The 15914-nt window shown below is 43.0% G+C and carries 15 protein-coding genes; 5 read left to right on the top strand and 10 right to left on the bottom strand.

What is annotated here, in order from left to right; translation table 11 throughout:
• Positions 1-146 precede the first annotated feature (146 nt).
• Positions 147-872, top strand: a complete 726-nt coding sequence (locus tag AM592_RS19300; protein WP_053605290.1) for a GntR family transcriptional regulator — start codon at positions 147-149, stop codon at positions 870-872.
• A 614-nt stretch (positions 873-1486) separates the two neighbouring features.
• On the opposite strand, the gene AM592_RS19295 is transcribed toward AM592_RS19300, so the two are convergent.
• The 4 genes from AM592_RS19295 to nirB form a co-directional block, all read right to left on the bottom strand.
• Complete coding sequence (locus tag AM592_RS19295) at positions 1487-2305, bottom strand: formate/nitrite transporter family protein (protein WP_053605289.1); 819 nt, start codon at positions 2303-2305, stop codon at positions 1487-1489.
• 481 nt (positions 2306-2786) lie between these two features.
• Positions 2787-3569, bottom strand: coding sequence for a uroporphyrinogen-III C-methyltransferase (gene cobA, locus AM592_RS19285; protein WP_053605287.1), 783 nt, complete (start codon positions 3567-3569; stop codon positions 2787-2789).
• A 34-nt stretch (positions 3570-3603) separates the two neighbouring features.
• Positions 3604-3921, bottom strand: a complete 318-nt coding sequence (nirD, locus tag AM592_RS19280; protein ID WP_053605286.1) for a nitrite reductase small subunit NirD — start codon at positions 3919-3921, stop codon at positions 3604-3606.
• Positions 3922-3932: 11 nt separating this feature from the next.
• Complete coding sequence (nirB, locus tag AM592_RS19275; protein WP_053605285.1) at positions 3933-6344, bottom strand: nitrite reductase large subunit NirB; 2412 nt, start codon at positions 6342-6344, stop codon at positions 3933-3935.
• A gap of 167 nt (positions 6345-6511) precedes the next feature.
• Between nirB and AM592_RS19270 the strand changes: the two genes are divergently transcribed.
• Both AM592_RS19270 and AM592_RS19265 read left to right on the top strand, forming a co-directional pair.
• Positions 6512-6898 carry a MarR family winged helix-turn-helix transcriptional regulator gene (locus tag AM592_RS19270; RefSeq protein WP_211086188.1) on the top strand — a complete coding sequence of 129 codons (387 nt, stop codon included), beginning with the start codon at positions 6512-6514 and terminating at the stop codon, positions 6896-6898.
• A gap of 413 nt (positions 6899-7311) precedes the next feature.
• Positions 7312-8091, top strand: a complete 780-nt coding sequence (locus AM592_RS19265) for a cyclase family protein (protein ID WP_053605283.1) — start codon at positions 7312-7314, stop codon at positions 8089-8091.
• 100 nt (positions 8092-8191) lie between these two features.
• Here AM592_RS19265 and AM592_RS19260 read toward each other — a convergent pair whose 3' ends face one another.
• The 4 genes from AM592_RS19260 to AM592_RS19245 form a co-directional block, all read right to left on the bottom strand.
• Positions 8192-9580, bottom strand: a complete 1389-nt coding sequence (locus AM592_RS19260; RefSeq protein WP_053605282.1) for an amino acid permease — start codon at positions 9578-9580, stop codon at positions 8192-8194.
• Between the two features lie 651 nt (positions 9581-10231).
• Positions 10232-10723 carry a DoxX family protein gene (locus tag AM592_RS19255; RefSeq protein ID WP_053605281.1) on the bottom strand — a complete coding sequence of 164 codons (492 nt, stop codon included), beginning with the start codon at positions 10721-10723 and terminating at the stop codon, positions 10232-10234.
• A 419-nt stretch (positions 10724-11142) separates the two neighbouring features.
• Positions 11143-11424, bottom strand: a complete 282-nt coding sequence (locus AM592_RS19250) for a TetR/AcrR family transcriptional regulator (RefSeq protein ID WP_053605280.1) — start codon at positions 11422-11424, stop codon at positions 11143-11145.
• A gap of 14 nt (positions 11425-11438) precedes the next feature.
• On the bottom strand, positions 11439-12020 hold the full coding sequence (locus AM592_RS19245) for a TetR/AcrR family transcriptional regulator (protein WP_053605279.1): 582 nt from the start codon (positions 12018-12020) through the stop codon (positions 11439-11441).
• A 118-nt stretch (positions 12021-12138) separates the two neighbouring features.
• On the opposite strand from AM592_RS19245, the gene AM592_RS19240 reads away from it, so the two are divergent.
• A complete protein-coding gene (locus tag AM592_RS19240; protein ID WP_053605278.1) occupies positions 12139-13149 on the top strand; it encodes an NADP-dependent oxidoreductase in 1011 nt (336 codons plus the stop codon).
• Between the two features lie 269 nt (positions 13150-13418).
• On the opposite strand, the gene AM592_RS19235 is transcribed toward AM592_RS19240, so the two are convergent.
• Complete coding sequence (locus AM592_RS19235) at positions 13419-13874, bottom strand: AraC family transcriptional regulator (RefSeq protein ID WP_053606178.1); 456 nt, start codon at positions 13872-13874, stop codon at positions 13419-13421.
• A 336-nt stretch (positions 13875-14210) separates the two neighbouring features.
• On the opposite strand from AM592_RS19235, the gene AM592_RS19230 reads away from it, so the two are divergent.
• Positions 14211-15053, top strand: a complete 843-nt coding sequence (locus AM592_RS19230; protein ID WP_053605277.1) for an aldo/keto reductase — start codon at positions 14211-14213, stop codon at positions 15051-15053.
• Between the two features lie 130 nt (positions 15054-15183).
• Here the strand turns inward: AM592_RS19230 and AM592_RS19225 are convergent, their stop codons facing one another.
• Positions 15184-15900 carry an SDR family oxidoreductase gene (locus tag AM592_RS19225; RefSeq protein ID WP_053605276.1) on the bottom strand — a complete coding sequence of 239 codons (717 nt, stop codon included), beginning with the start codon at positions 15898-15900 and terminating at the stop codon, positions 15184-15186.
• Positions 15901-15914 lie beyond the last annotated feature (14 nt).

Raw genomic sequence — 15914 nt, 5'->3', positions numbered from 1 at the left:
TTTATTAATTTAAGCTAAATTCAGCGTTCCATTGTATTATTAGGTATATGCTATACTTACATTAATATATCACAGCAATACAATTTGATTTTTTCATTCAAAATTATCATATATATCTTACATTAAACGAAAGTGAGAGACCTTTTATGCGTGAAATAATGAGTAAAAAACCTCTTCATAAAATCATTTATGATGAGATAGTTGATAAAATTGAAAATCAATTCTATAAAGTCGGAGATATATTGCCTTCAGAATCGGAAATGGAAAAGTTATTTAAAGCTAGTCGTACTCCTGTTAGGCAGGCATTAAAACAGCTTGAAATGGATGGATTCATTTACCGTTATCAAGGAAAAGGGTCCTTTGTAGCAAACTATAAGCCCATCGGTCAATGGACCACTATGACTGGATTTAAAGAATTATATAAAGAAGAGTGGAAAAAGATTTCAGCAAGAACCATTGAAGTAAATAAAATCCAGTCCCCTTATTACGCGAATCTTCTTGAGATAAATAGCGACGAGGAAATTATCCACTTAAAAAGGGTACGTTTTTTTAATGGAGAACCTATTATTTATTTAGAACATTTTTTAACCCCAGAGCTTCCACTAGAGATATTTAAAAAGGATTCTACATTTATTTCTATAGACCAGTTATTGAATGAGGAACAGAACATTGAATTCACATCGATAAAAGAAGAGATTGAAGCAGTATCAGCAAATAAAGATGTGGCTGAAACCTTAAAGATTGAGGCAGGTATACCTGTATTAAATAGTACTAGAGTTTCTTTCGACAGTTTATTAAAACCTATTGATGTAACTGTAAACTTTTTCCAAAGTCAGAAATGGAAATATAGAATTCAATTCAACAAACAATAATTCATCATAGATGATATACCATGTCATAAACGGCGTTTAGTTATTAATACTTTAGTAGATAAGCCTTGTTTATTCTCGTATATCATTTAAAAAAATATGAATTAAAGCGAAGGATAATTGCTTGCAGCCTAATGAATGGGGATGGGATTTATACCGGGTAAGAAAAATTCAAGAATACAATCATTCTAATTCCTATTCAATTATTAGAGCGAGAATTTTCCGGAAATCCGTATACGGAGGTTCGAACTTTCTCATTAGATACATTGCCTCAAGAATATCCGCAATACAAGAATACATTTGTATTAGCTGAACCTGCTACTCCTTTAATGTTTTAAAGTTAAAAGGAATTGATACAACATAGAATTATCAAGTTACAGGCTCTGATAAAGCATATGGCGACGATGAACTAACATATGTGGGATTAAGTATGCAAGCTGATATCCATGGAGATTTCCATTATGTATGGCTTTTAAAAGAGAAACTTCCGTTAACGTTTTAAGGTATTAATCTCAATCACAATTCACCCATTCAATTTATAGATTCAGAAGATCGTTTAAAAATTTCATATTTTAACAAAAAGAGTCCTCTTTCACAAGAAGACTCTTTCCCTCATTTTATTTCACCATGCTAATTTTACCTTTTGATTTTCTGATTGCCAGATTTCTTTTCGGCTGCCCGATAAACCAGTATGCAGCACCAACAAACAATGCACCGCCAACAATATTTCCGAGTGTTACCGGTATTAGATTATGCACGAGTCCAGCCCAAGTAATGGTCTCGGGATGTGGCAATAGCAACGCCAATAAAAGCACGGTCATATTCGCGATACTATGTTCATATCCGGAGGAAACAAAAGCAAATAGGCACCAAAAAATAAGAATGATTTTAGCCGATTCACTTTTGGTTTTCATCGCCATCCAAATGGCTAAACATACCAGCCAGTTACAAAGGATTCCCCGAAAAAATAGATTAGAAGTAGATAAGTGCATTTTTTTGTTGGCAGCTTCATACAGAAAATGATCCATCGGAAGGTTAGAAAAAATTCCTGATCCGATAATTAATAAGCACAATACGAGAGCACCAAAAGCATTTCCAGCATAACAGTATACCCAATTCCTAAGTGTATCTATTATGGTTGACTTACCGGATAACGTGCTGATTGTATAAATCATATGATTTCCAGTAAATAGTTCAGCTCCAGAAAACACCACCAAAAGCAAAGCTAACGCGAAAGACACACCCATGATCATTGTAGTGAACGGAGACTTCACAGCCGAAAATTGCCCGCCTAAGATAAAAATAAGGACAATGCCAAATCCCACATAGGCACCTGCAAGACTGGATGATAATAAATAACGCATAGGATATTCCAGAATCATCTTTGTTTTTTGTTCTGCTAAATTCCCCATTGTTTCTAGCGTTTCCTTATACATATTCGAACTCCTATCCATAATGCTGTATAGATGTAAAAATAAAGTTACCTTCAAAGGAAAGAGATTCACCAGAAAAAGAAGCTTCTAAGTTATTAAGTTGCACTTTGTCCTTTAGATTCCTTATGAAGGACTTTTCCTTGGCTTCCCTGCTCCTTTTTGTCCTTCAGAACCCTTATGAAGGACTTTTCCTTGGATTTCCTGCTCTTTTTTGTCCTTCAGAACCCTTATGAAGGACTTTTCCTTGGATTTCCTGCTCCTTTTTGTCCTTCAGAACCCTTATGAAGGACTTTTCCTTGGCTTTCCTGCTCCTTTTTGTCCTTCAGAACTCCTATGAAGGACTTTTCCTTGGCTTCCCTGCTTTTTTTGTCCTTCAGAACACGTACAGTGCTTTTAATAAAAATTCTCATAATCACATCTATTATTTTCAAAGAAAGTATTCCACAATCACCCAGAACAAAATCGCTATTTATATGCTAATCAATTAAAAGTATTGAAGTTCTTTTATACAGCCGCTTGATTGAAACCAATCCAGCTTTTCTCTTAATTTCACCACTTCTCCCACCACAATAATCACCGGAGACTTAAATTGTACTTGCTCGGCTTCTTGAGCAATATTCCACAATTGGCCGCTAAGTACCTCTTGCTTGTCCATCGTTCCCCATCGAATGAGAGCTACAGGGGTATCGGCCTGTCTGCCGTACATCATTAATTGCTCCTGGATTCTGGGCAGATTGCTCATTCCCATGTAGAAAACGACAGTATCGACACCCTTAGCCAAATGCTCCCAAGGGATATCCGGTGCATCTTTGTCCGTTCTGCGGTGTCCGGTAACAAACGTCACAGAAGCTGCGTGATTCCGGTGGGTTAGAGGAATGCCAGCGTATATGGGGGCTGCAATGCCTGATGTAACACCAGGCACGATTTCAAAAGGAATGTGGTGATCAGCGCAATACTCCGCCTCTTCCCCGACACGGCCAAATATGCTCGGATCCCCGCCCTTTAATCGGACAACGGTCTTTCCCTGCCTAGCGTAATCGACTAAGATGTCATTAATTTGCTCTTGTGGAATGGTGTGATGGTCCTTTCGTTTTCCGCAATCGATTCGCACCGCCTCTTTTGGTGCATATGCCAGAAGCTCCATGCTAAGCAATCGATCATAAACCACCACATCTGCTATGCCAAGTACCTCCATCCCTTTAACCGTGATTAACTTCGGATCTCCAGGTCCAGCCCCTACAAAAAAAACTTTGCCTTGTTCCCCCATATACGAGCACCTCTTTTCTTTTTATTTCACCATATTATGTCAGAATATAAACGTCGTCACCTTCAACTGCTACTTTATACGTTTTCACACATCCGTGATCCGGAGCTTGGACCTGGCCGCCTTCCAAATCAATTTTCCAATCATGGAGCGGACAGAATACAAATTCCCCTGAAACGATTCCCTCTGCCAGCGGACCTTCCTTATGAGGACAGCGGTTTTCTACTGCCTTGAAACGACCATTGGAAAGTCTAAAAACCGCCAAAGCAATTCCCTGTACTTCTACAACCTTGCCTACATCTACTACGAAGTCGTTAACTACTCCAACCTTCACTTGTGTTTTAACACCCATCAGACTTCCCCCTCCTATTTGACATTTACAGTATCAAACATTTTGCGTACTTCTTGTTCCTCAATGGCTTCTTTCCACGGATCTTTGGTTACAGCCAACGCTTTATCCATCCGCTCAATTAGTTCTTGACGCATATCCGCATCTGCAAGAACCTTCTTAATCTCTTCTAAGCCGACACGTTCCACCCAGTGAGACGTTCTTTCCAAATACTTCGCCGTTTCTCGGTAATACTGCATAAATGCCGCAGACCATTCCAAGACCTCTTCTTTCGTTTTGACCTTTACGAACAGGTCACCGCCACGCAAATGGACACCGCCGTTTCCGCCGACATAAAGCTCCCAGCCGCCATCTACTCCCACGACACCTATATCCTTGATGCCAGATTCGGCACAATTACGCGGGCAAGCTGATACAGCCATTTTTACCTTGTGAGGAGTCCATAGGCGTTCGAAACGTTTTTCCATATCAATCCCCATTTGGATCGAATCCTGTGTGCCAAATCGGCAAAAGTTTTCTCCGACACAAGTCTTTACCGTACGTAAGGCTTTCGCGTAAGCATGACCAGAAGGCATATCTAAATCGGCCCACATATTAGGAAGATCCTCTTTCTTCACGCCTAATAAGTCGATTCGCTGACCTCCTGTAATTTTTACCATCGGAACACGATACTTATCGGCAGCATCGGCAATTTTCCGCAGTTGTTCAGGATTAGTAACTCCTCCATAGATCCGTGGAACAACGGAATACGTTCCGTCATTTTGGATGTTGGCATGAAGCCGCTCATTGACAAACCGAGAATGGCGCTCATCCTCATGATCTTCCGGCCAAACCATACCCAAGTAGTAATTCAGAGCTGGACGACATTTCGAGCATCCACCTTCGTTTTTCCATTCCAGAACATTCATAACCTCTTTACTAGTGGTCAGATTTATCGAACGAATTGCCTCCACGACTTCATCTCGACTTAACGTGGTGCAGGAACAGATTGGTTCTTTTTCGTCCGCTTCAAAACTATCTCCCAGCGTGCACTGCAGCAACTCCTGAACCAACGGCTTACATCCTCCGCAGGATCGGGAAGCTCCTGTACAACCCTTAATTGCTTCTACAGAATCCAATCCCTGCTCTTCGATCGCTTGGACAATAGTTCCTTTGGTCACACCGTTACAGCCGCAGATCAATTCATCGTTCGCCATGTCAGCTACTAAATTGGAAGAACCGCTCTTCTCGCCGTCGCTTTCTCTGCTAAGCAAAGGCTTCAATTCTGCAGCATCTGCTCCATTTCGAATCATCTGGAACAAACGTGATCCGTCGCTTGTATCTCCAAAGAGCACCGCACCGATCACCTTATCGTCCCTGACGAGAACCTTTTTATAGACTCCGCTGAAATCATCTTGATAACGATAAGCCCGCGTATCTTCTTGATCGACAAATTCGCCAGCTGAGAATACGTCGACGCCTGACACTTTCAATTTCGTAGATAAGACCGATCCTTCGTACGGATTCGTTTCCACTCCGCTAATACGTTTGGCAAGCACTGCACCTTGTTCATACAGCGGGGCGACCAAGCCATATACTGTACCGCGATGCTCCGCACACTCTCCAACCGAGTAAACATTCTTAACATTGGTTTCTAGATAGTCATTGACGACGATCCCGCGGTTCACTTCAACGCCATGCTCTTTAGCCAAAGCGACATTCGGGCGGATCCCCACAGCCATAACCACCAAGTCTACATCCAACTCGCTTCCATCTTTAAAACGAAGTCCTTCCACACGATCGGCACCGTATAACTCCTCGGTTTGCTTACTCATCAAGAACTTCATGCCCTGATCTTCCAACTCAGCCTGAAGTAATTTACTAGCAGTTGGATCGAGCTGGCGTTCCATTAACGTATCAAAAACGTGGATGACCGTGACGTCCATTGAAAGATTCAATAGGCCGCGAGCCGCTTCCAATCCCAATAAGCCGCCTCCGATGACAGCTGCCTTCTTATATTTTTTAGAAGCTTCTACCATCATCTCGCAATCTTTTATATCTCGGTACGATATAACTCCAGGTAAATTAACACCTGGCAAAGGAAGCATAAAAGGGTTTGAACCGGTAGCCAAAATCAAATCATCGTACTTCTGCTCGATGCCTCCATCGGTATAAACACATTGATTTTCAGTATCAATCTTCGTTACCGTTTGGCCGGTATGCAGCTGAATGTTGTTGTCCTTATACCAATCCCAGTTATTAATGATGATATCCTCAAATTTCGAGTCTCCTCCAAGTACATAAGAGAGTTGAATCCGATTATAGTTTGGGTGGGGCTCAGTTCCAAAAATAGTAATATCGAATGATTCATCTGAAATCTTCAATATATGCTCAATGCAGTTGACCCCTGCCATTCCATTCCCGACTAACACTAGTTTTCTTTTACTCACGATTCTCTCCTCCTGACACTTTTAGTTCTGTTCTATTTTATATAGAAGTCAAGAATACCTCTATAAACGTGTCAGGTTTTCTAACATGGAATATTATCGCAGTTTACTAGTATTTTATGGTTATGATAAGATAGAAGCATCATGTTTAATAGGAAGGTATGACTTTTGTGAAAGCACCCTTGTCAAAGGACGTTTATGAATACTTAGCGGAATTTAGATATCAAATAAGAAAATTTCTTCACTTTAGTGAAGCTGCTGCACGAAGTCATGGTCTCACTCCCAAACAACATCAGCTGTTATTGGCCGTTAAAGGATTTCCCGGACGGGATTATGTCACACCCCGTGAATTAGCGGAACGTTTGCAAATTACTCACCACGCCTGTGTAGGTCTAATTGATCGATGCGAACAGCTTGGCCTAGTAAAACGGAGGCCAAATCCGGAGGATGGCCGGAGTGTATTGATCGAAGTAACCGATCAGGGTCTTGAAATACTGCAAACTCTATCCGGGATCCATTTGGAAGAAATTAAGCGCACTCGTTTTTTTAAGGAATAGGCTGACTTTTTTATTAAAACGAGGACTTCCGCTTCCAATTTCATAAATCAATAAATTCCTCCTTCTCCTTTTTCCCGCTTGATCTTATCCTTTTCTTGCTTTTTAGAAGCGTTTTTGGCGTGGGCCATCTCTTCCCGATACCAAGAATTTCATGCGTACATATGCAATGCATTCTATCTTACTAATAATTTAATTAGTAAGATGAATAGCTGAACACTCTCTGCTTTTTTTCTCCCGACTTAAATAGTAATAAGGGAAACTTTTTAAATAATACAGCACTGGATGACCGTCTTTTTTAAAAGGCGGCATTTATTATATTTATATACCAAATGCAACTTGTTCATGGTTCGGATCTTAATTAAACTTTAGATGTCCCATAAAATATCCTATTATGTAGCAAAGGAGAAAATTTTATGAATATTCGTCAAATTGTAGATCTGTCAGTACCTTTAAAAGCCGGTATTCCATCTGACCCACCAGGTGCCCTACCCAAAATTGACTATTTCGATCATAAACAAGGAGCTGAACAACTTATAGAAAGCTTTCCTGGACTTTCTTCCAATGATCTTCCTGGTAATGAAGGTTGGGCAGTAGAAAAAGTTAATATGACGACGCATGCTGGAACTCATATTGATGCACCTTATCACTATCGTTCTGTTTCAGATGATGGCAAGCCAATGTTGACTATAGATGAGGTTCCTCTTGATTGGTTTCATGGCCCTGGTGTTAAATTAGATTTTAGACATTTTGAAGATGGACATGTCATCTCTGCGAAAGAAATTAGAGAAGAACTTAGCCGCATTAACCATAAATTGATCCCTGGTGACATTGTGCTTGTGAATACATCTGCTGGTGCAAAATATGGGGAAAAAGATTTCTTAGAAAGTGGTTGTGGAATGGGTCGCGAAGCAACGCTGTATTTAACTGAGCATGGTGTGCGACTGGTTGGAACAGACGCTTGGAGCTGGGACGCACCATTTAATCATACCGCCAAGCGCTACGAGAATAAAAAAGATCCCTCCATCATTTGGGAAGGACACTTTGCTGGAAGTAAAATTCCTTATTGTCAAATTGAAAAGCTCGCTAATCTTGAGCAATTGCCTGCTACTGGTTTTTATGTCTTTGCTTTCCCAGTTAAAATTGATAAGGCATCCGCTGGTTGGGCGCGTCCTGTCGCAGTTCAATTCTTTTAATTTATTTTTAACTAAAGCGTGCGAAACCGTAGTTTCGCACGCTTGTTGTAAAACATAATTAATAGAAAAAACATTCTTATGTGTTTTAAAAAGCTGGATATTACTTACTCTGCTCATCATCTATTTGAGTTTCTACTGGAACACGCTTGCCTATTCCAAAAGCATAGTAGCTAATGACAACGAGAGCTAGGAACACAACTCCTACAACAAGCGATATACGTGTGTCCTCATTAAACCACATACCGATTAATACCATAATTAAAAAGGCAATCGTCAAATAGTTGGTAAAAGGCGCAAAAGGCATTTTGAATGGATGTTTTGCCATTTCGGCTCCTTTTACTTTTCTGAACCGAATTTGACTAATAAGGATGACAAACCAAGGCATCATTCCCGGCAGCACACTTGCACTGTACACGTACACAAATATATTCGGCGGCGAAATATAACTTAAAACAACGCCGATTGCTAAACCAATAAGAACAGCAATCGTACCAAATAACGGGACACCATTACCGGAGATTTTCTTAAAAAATTTAGGCGCTTGTCCATTCACTCCCAATGTATAAAGCATACGCGTTGCACTGAAGATACCGCTATTGCAGCCGGACATTGCTGCTGTAATGACGACAAAATTAATAATACCGGCGGCTGCTGTAATTCCTACTTTTGCAAAGGTCGAAACAAACGGACTGCCAAGTGAATCAAGCTGGTTCCAAGGATAAACTGTGACAATAACAAAAATAGCACCTATATAAAAGATTAAAATACGCCAAATAATACTTTGAATCGCGCTTGTTAATGTTTTTTGAGGCTCTTTTGCTTCGCCGGCTGTAATCCCAATTAGTTCAACCCCTTGATAGGCTGCAATAACAAGAGATAGAGCAAAGAAAAATCCTGACCAGCCGCCTGTAAAGAAGCCGCCATGTGACCAAAGGTTTGATAAACCGATTGCGCCGCCTTCGTTTCCAAATCCGAAGAAAATAAGGCCAATCCCAGCAATTATCATTAATACAATCGTAACGATTTTAATCATCGCGAACCAAAATTCAAATTCACCAAATGATTTAACGGAAATTAAGTTCGCTGCTCCAAGAATAACCATTGCAATGATACTTGGTATCCAAGCAGGCATATCTGGGAACCAGTACTTCATATATGTTCCAACTGCAATTATTTCAGCCATTCCAACGATAACCCACTGGAACCAGTTACTCCACGCAGTCATATAACCTGCTAATGGATGTATGTACTTATGACCAAAGGTCGCAAACGAACCTGTACTTGGCTCTACATATAACATTTCTCCCATTGCGCGCATTATGAAGAATATAAATATTCCGCAGATCGCATAAGCAAGCAGGACAGACGGACCCGTCCACCCGATTGTGCTGGCCGAACCCATAAATAATCCGACACCAATCGTACCACCTAATGCAATCATCTGAATATGACGTGCTTCCAGTCCTCTTTTCAGTTCTTGATTTCCCACTTCATTTCCTCCTCTTACACGTTTAACAGACCAAATTCAAGCATACTGCAATACGCTCTCAGGTTCGGTCTCGAAATGAAGAAGCAGGCGTTACTTTTTTCAATTTACCTTAAAAGTTTACTCCTAAAAACATTCTTCACATCTTTATTAAGCATTTCTATCTATTAGAAAGGTTCTTGCTTTCATTATTATCTCCAAACACCTATTTATTAATAATAAACACCCTGAAGGATATTCTTTTCAGGAAACACACAGAAATAAATGTATATGAATTAATATATAAAAACAAAAAACTACTTCCTCCGATTTCCCCAAACCCTTCACCTCTTAGCTTCACCCTATTGGCAAAAGAGAATAATGATTTCCATAAAAAAAAGACCGAATTCTCACCTGTATCCGATCCCGAATATTATTGAATTAAAAAACTACCCAAATGTAATGTTCTCATTTTATTTCACCTTCAATAGGCAAAACTTTTTCACAGAGGGACGAAGAATGATATAGGGAAATACAAATATTCAATTAATTTACTTTCAACCGGCTTCTCTCTAACGTTTTACCCATCAAAATTTACTAAGCAATCGTATCATTTAGCAACTCAAACTAGCAAGACAAAATTTCTTTCCAAAATCTACACCAGGAATCCTGCAGTCAGTTTAGTGAGTTATCCGTTACAACCGGTGACTTCGTTTTAGACCGAGGTCGCTTGTGGGTTGCCAAGATTGCAATGGTCGCTGTCAGGAAGACAAGCAGCATCAGGATGCGAGGAACCAGAGCATCTGCCGGATTAGTTGTGAGTCCTTCGAGGGGTATGTAGATATTGGCCGGGAACATCACAACAAGCAGGACAGTAAGCCCGCCGGCTGCCCATGAGACAGTCGGCCGCAACAGCAATCCTACAGCGCCGGCCAACTCCAGCAGACCTGTGATGGTAACGATCAAGCCGGGGTTTGGCAAGGTTGGCGGAACCATACTGATGAGTTCCTCACGCATCCCGACGAAGTGAATCACGCCGGTCAGCACAAACATAGCAGCTAATCCGCCTCGAAGAGCAACCGGCCATTGCCGCAGACGGCTCACCCCCATTGCTCCTGCGCCGAGGAGCGCCAGCGTGACAACGACAAGCACGATAAGCGGTGCCATCGAAATACCTCCTATCATTCGAAATTTTATTGAATCTTTTTGCCTGCAGTTTACAGAACCTAATCTTCAAAACTTTCACTAGAGCATTATTAATAACAAAGAGATTTAAGAGATACTCCATCGGAACTCTCAGTGGTCGAGTCTGCATGTCCTGCGGCGAAAATTTACGAATTATTGCAAGACATATACATAATCGAACTTACTGTATGGGATCGGTTTCGCTAATAGCGTTTAGGTACTAAACACTATCATGAACGGCAAGTCCGATCCGCTGCCCACCCATAACGTTGGAGACCTGAGGAATTCGTGAAAGTACTATTAAAAAAAGTAATGAAAGCGTTATTATTGCGGATAAAACGGTAAGATAAACCTGTAAGTTACTAATGCAATTTTGGGGCCCGTTTTGACTGCACGGTCGATCAGAGCCGCGATAGGAGCGGCGAGGCGGGCCGGAGTTCCGCTGTAGAGGGATCTGGGCCGCGGATCAACGTACTAAGTGCCTCCGCCATGCCCTTCTTGGTGTCAAGAAAATCCACGAATAGCAGCAGCCATTCGCGGAGCGCCGCCACCGGCTCCCGCTCCATCATCAGTTGTGCGGCCGCATCAATCAGCGTATCGGTCTCCTGTCGGTACACCGCCTCGATCAGTGCGTCGCGCGTCGGGAAGTGACGGTAGAGAGTGCCGATGCCGACCTCCGCCACGCGTGCGACCTGCTTTAGAGTGGCGGCTGCGCCCTGAAATCGCTGCTCGCCCGATTCGTCAAGATCGCGCTCGCGATAATACTGAAGAGATGCTCAGCTCGTGGCGCGGACGAGGGCTGGTCGCCGAGCCACGCGAGCGCAGCAGCTAGCGAGAACAGGTCATCACCATCCATGTCGGTACGCGCTAGACCCTCGGCCTGAGCGCGAGTGAGAAGCCGCGTGCCTGCCGTGCGCATCGTGACGCACGAAGCGTGGAGTGCGGACTTCGTGTCCTCCATGGCTGCCATCATCGCCGCCACAACACCTTGATAGTTGCCCGCGCATGCAATGACGTCGCGTAGCCACGACACGAGTGCATCATCGGGTGAACTCGCAGTTTCGAGCTCACGTGCCTTTGCCGTCAGCTCGTCGAAGCCTGCGCGGAGCAAAGCTTCGAGCAGCGCCTCTCTCGTCGGGAAATGACGATACAATGTGCCGAGCCCGACGCCAGCTCTGCGAGCGATGTCGCGCAGCGATGCATCGGCGCCATGCTTGGCTACAACGACGCTCGCGACTTCAAGTATGTTCTCATAGTTTTTCTTCGCATCGGCTCTCATGTGCCTCCTCCTTGACAATCGGAGCGGCGCTCCGTATAATTATAAACGGAGCAGTGATCTGTTTATGTGGAGCACTGCTCTAGTAAGGATAACACATCTGCGTGAAAGGAGAAAAGCGATGTCTACAGACACGATGAAGACGATTCGGCTGCACGAATTCGGCGGCCCTGAGGTACTGCGTTATGAGGAGGCGCCGCTTCCCGAGCTGAAGCCGGGTGAAGTGCTTGTCCGCGTTCACGCGGTTGGCATCAATCCCCCCGACTGGTACCTGCGCGACGGGTATAAGATGCTTCCTCCTGAGTGGCGGCCGCCGGTGCCCTTTCCCGTCATTCTGGGGTCGGACGTGTCGGGCGTCGTCGAGGCGGTAGCCACGGATGTGCAGGGATTCTCCGTCGGCGATGAAGTTTTCGGCATGGTTCGCTTTCCTAGCTTTGGGGAGAGCGCTGCTTATGCCGAGTACGTCGCCGCGCCAGCGTCTGACCTTGCACTCAAGCCGGCTGGCATCGATCACGTGCACGCCGCAGGGGCGCCGATGGCAGGCCTCACCGCGTGGCAGTTCCTGATCGAGCTGGGGCACAATGAACCGAACCCGCTTCAACCGGAGATGCATCGTCCGGTGCCGCTCAACGGCAAGACGGTGCTCGTCAATGGTGCCGCGGGCGGCGTGGGGCACTTCGCGGTGCAGCTGGCTAAATGGAAGGGTGCGCACGTCATCGCGGTGGCATCGGGCACGCATGAGTCGTTCCTGCGCGAGCTCGGTGCCGACGAATTCATCGACTACACCAAGAGCCCTCCCGAGGACGTCGCGCATGACGTTGATCTCGTCCTCGATACCCTCGGTGGTCCCACCACCGGTCGTTTCTTGCGTACGCTCAAGCGTGGCAGCGCTTTGTTCCCGGTGTTCTTAGGCTTCTCCGACGCCGAGGAGGCCGCGAAGCTAGGCGTTACGGTCTCGATGACCCAAGTGCGCTCGAACGGCCCGCAGCTGGCGGAATTCGGGCGCTTGCTCGATGCCGGGATGGTTCGCGTCGCCATCGACAGCACGTTTCCACTTGCCGATGCTCGCAAGGCGCACGAACGAGCCGCCCGTGGGCACATCCAAGGCAAGATCGTGCTCACGGTCGCGTGAGGACGACAGATCGAATGATCATCGCACTCCTCGTGGAACGTCGCAAAGTTTCGACGTTCCACGAGCCGACGAGCGAGTACCGCGAATGAGCTTTGAAGAAGTTTTCCAATTTAATTAAGCAAAAAAGATGAACAAAAATGATTGTACTCATGGGTTACCTTCACCTGAATCCGTCTGATGTGAATGAGTTCACTGCAGACGTTCAGGCCATCAAGTTGTGAAAGTTTACCATTTCAGACTAAATAATTTTCAATCAGGGTTGACGAGCTCTAAACGACTTTTACAGGAACGCAGATTTCACAATAATCACTATAAACCATATCATCAATGTATCTTTCAAAAATCGGCTTGGTATCAATTTGATAGCCACTGTTTAGTAGTTCGGAAAAAATTTCAGTCCACGCTTTTTGAATGTCTTCAGCTGTATGTTTGACTTTGTAAATAGCATATTTCCCGCCAGGAAGTTCACTTTCACTAACGGAATCATTAATTTGATAATCGTTTGAAATAACGATGCAGGCATCATAGCGACAGTTTTCAGGAGAAGTTGTTTCAGGGTTGTCTTGCGAAATTCCAAGTATTATTGCTGTTTTGGCAAGAAGATTGTTCTCCTTAGCCCAGTTTTTTAATTTTTTCATCGCTTGGACATTATCGGGACCGTATGGACCAACTTGTCGCACATATGCAATTCGGTATTTCGGTAAGTTTTCAATCTTGATATTCATATTCTTTTCTCCTTTTATATCAATATTTACTACATTCCAAAATTTATCATGATATAAAAAAAGAATCATCTAAATTTTTAAAATTATCACTTTTCCGGGCCTTCTCCTTTTTTTGAGTACCTTCTTGGTAATCAAAAACTATCGGAAATTTTCTTATTTCGAGCAAATTGAGTCGCATCCGTTTTCTACCACTTTTCTATATCCATGTTCTGAGGAGAGTTTTTCAATTTCAAGCTTTAGCTGGTTTTGAAAGCTTCTACTCTTTCTTATTCAAGCAAATACTTTGATTCATATATGTCCCAAATCTTAAAATATTATTGAAAGGAGTGAGCAGTTATGAGTAAATCAATTCCAGAGATCACACTTAATGATGGTCTTACCGTGCCAGCTATCGGTTTTGGTACATATAAACTGAATGGAAATGAAGGTGCCAATGGGATAACAAGTGCAATTGACGTAGGCTATCGACTAATTGATACTGCTTATAATTACGAAAACGAAGGAACCGTAGGTGAAGCCGTTCGACGCAGTTCTACTCCAAGAGAAGAATTAAGAATTACATCAAAATTACCAGGTCGCTATCATACTTATGATAAAGCTGTGACGACCATTCAAGAATCCTTATACCGCGCAAATCTAGATTATTATGATTTATATCTTATTCATTGGCCTAACGCTAAGCAAGATCACTACGTGGAAGCTTGGCAAGCATTAATTGATGCTAAAAAATGGGGATTTATTCGTTCTATTGGTGTTTGCAATTTCTTACCTGAACATATTGAGCATTTAGAAAAGGAAACTGGCGTTTTGCCAAGTATTAATCAAATCGAATTACATCCATTTTTCAACCAAGAAGAGCAAAGAAAGTTCCATGAAGAGAAAAACATTGCGACAGAATCTTGGAGTCCATTGGCTCGAGCAAGTGAAGTCTTGCGCAATGACACGATTCAACAGATAGCTAACAATCACAACAAGACGATTTCTCAAGTTATTTTACGTTGGCATTATCAAATCGGGGCCATTTCAATTCCTAAATCTGCATCTCCTAAACGACAACTCGAAAATATATCAATCTTTGACTTCTCCCTAGATGAAACAGAAATGAAAATTATCGCTGAATTAACTCGCCCAGATGGCAGAATTAACGATCAAGATCCTGCTACTTATGAAGAATTTTAAATAATTGTAGTAAAAGCGCATCACTTTTAAGAATAAGTGGTGCGCTTTATTTTTTATTAAGAAGAGATTCGCAACTTACATGAAAACAGCGGATTGGCTCATTCTAACTGCATTTAGTCAAAAGAGAGGTTTATATTGATTGCAACGTCGGTCGAATCACAATTTCGTTAACTCCGACATCCTCAGGTTCATTAATTGCATGTGCAATTGCTCTTGCGACACTGATTGGAGAAATGCTCGGATAATCTTGGAATTGAGGTTCACTAACCGCCCCAGTCGCTGTCATTCCCGGTGAGATATTGGTCGTCCGGATACGAGAGGTCGGCGATTCTTCCTGGCGCAGCCCTTCCGTAATGGCGCGAACGGCAAATTTGGTGGCGCTGTATACAGTTGTAGTTGGAATGACCTTATAACCCATAAGCGAGGAAATGTTGATAACATGTCCTGATTTCTGTTCCCTCATTGTCGGCAAAACCGAAGCTATACCGTACAGGACTCCCTTGATGTTCACATCAATCATTTGATCCCAGTCATGGATTTTCAGTTCACTCAACGCAGAATTTGGCATTATTCCAGCATTATTTACAAGAACATCGATTCGGCTATACTGTTTCAATGCAAACTGTGCCAGCTTTTGCATGTCTTCTGCAGAAGTCACATTGGTTTGTAAATAAACAGCTTCACCGCCTTCCTGTTCAATTTCGTTCACGATGGTTTTTAGACGTTCTTCTCTTCTTGCACCTAAAACAAGTTTTGCTCCGTTTTTGGCCAATAACTTAGCTGCTGCTTCTCCAATTCCGCTAGATGCTCCCGTTATAATGATCACCTTAGACTTCAAATTTTCCAATTGCCATCGCTCCT

The organism is Bacillus gobiensis, from assembly GCF_001278705.1.
GTDB classification, from domain to species: Bacteria; Bacillota; Bacilli; order Bacillales; family Bacillaceae; genus Bacillus; species Bacillus gobiensis.
Note: the sequence above shows the minus strand (reverse complement) of the source record. Positions and strands in the feature narration are given on the sequence as shown.

Excerpts from the sequence above, each read along its gene's own strand:
- AM592_RS19255 (WP_053605281.1), bottom strand. The coding sequence starts at position 10,723 with ATGGCACCGCTTATCGTGCTTGTCGTTGTCACGCTGGCGCTCCTCGGC.
- AM592_RS19300 (WP_053605290.1), top strand. The coding sequence starts at position 147 with ATGCGTGAAATAATGAGTAAAAAACCTCTTCATAAAATCATTTATGAT.
- AM592_RS19235 (WP_053606178.1), bottom strand. The coding sequence starts at position 13,874 with ATGAATATCAAGATTGAAAACTTACCGAAATACCGAATTGCATATGTG.
- AM592_RS19240 (WP_053605278.1), top strand. The coding sequence starts at position 12,139 with ATGTCTACAGACACGATGAAGACGATTCGGCTGCACGAATTCGGCGGC.
- cobA (WP_053605287.1), bottom strand. The coding sequence starts at position 3,569 with ATGGGGGAACAAGGCAAAGTTTTTTTTGTAGGGGCTGGACCTGGAGAT.
- AM592_RS19230 (WP_053605277.1), top strand. The coding sequence starts at position 14,211 with ATGAGTAAATCAATTCCAGAGATCACACTTAATGATGGTCTTACCGTG.
- AM592_RS19245 (WP_053605279.1), bottom strand. The coding sequence starts at position 12,020 with ATGAGAGCCGATGCGAAGAAAAACTATGAGAACATACTTGAAGTCGCG.
- AM592_RS19265 (WP_053605283.1), top strand. The coding sequence starts at position 7,312 with ATGAATATTCGTCAAATTGTAGATCTGTCAGTACCTTTAAAAGCCGGT.
- AM592_RS19295 (WP_053605289.1), bottom strand. The coding sequence starts at position 2,305 with ATGTATAAGGAAACGCTAGAAACAATGGGGAATTTAGCAGAACAAAAA.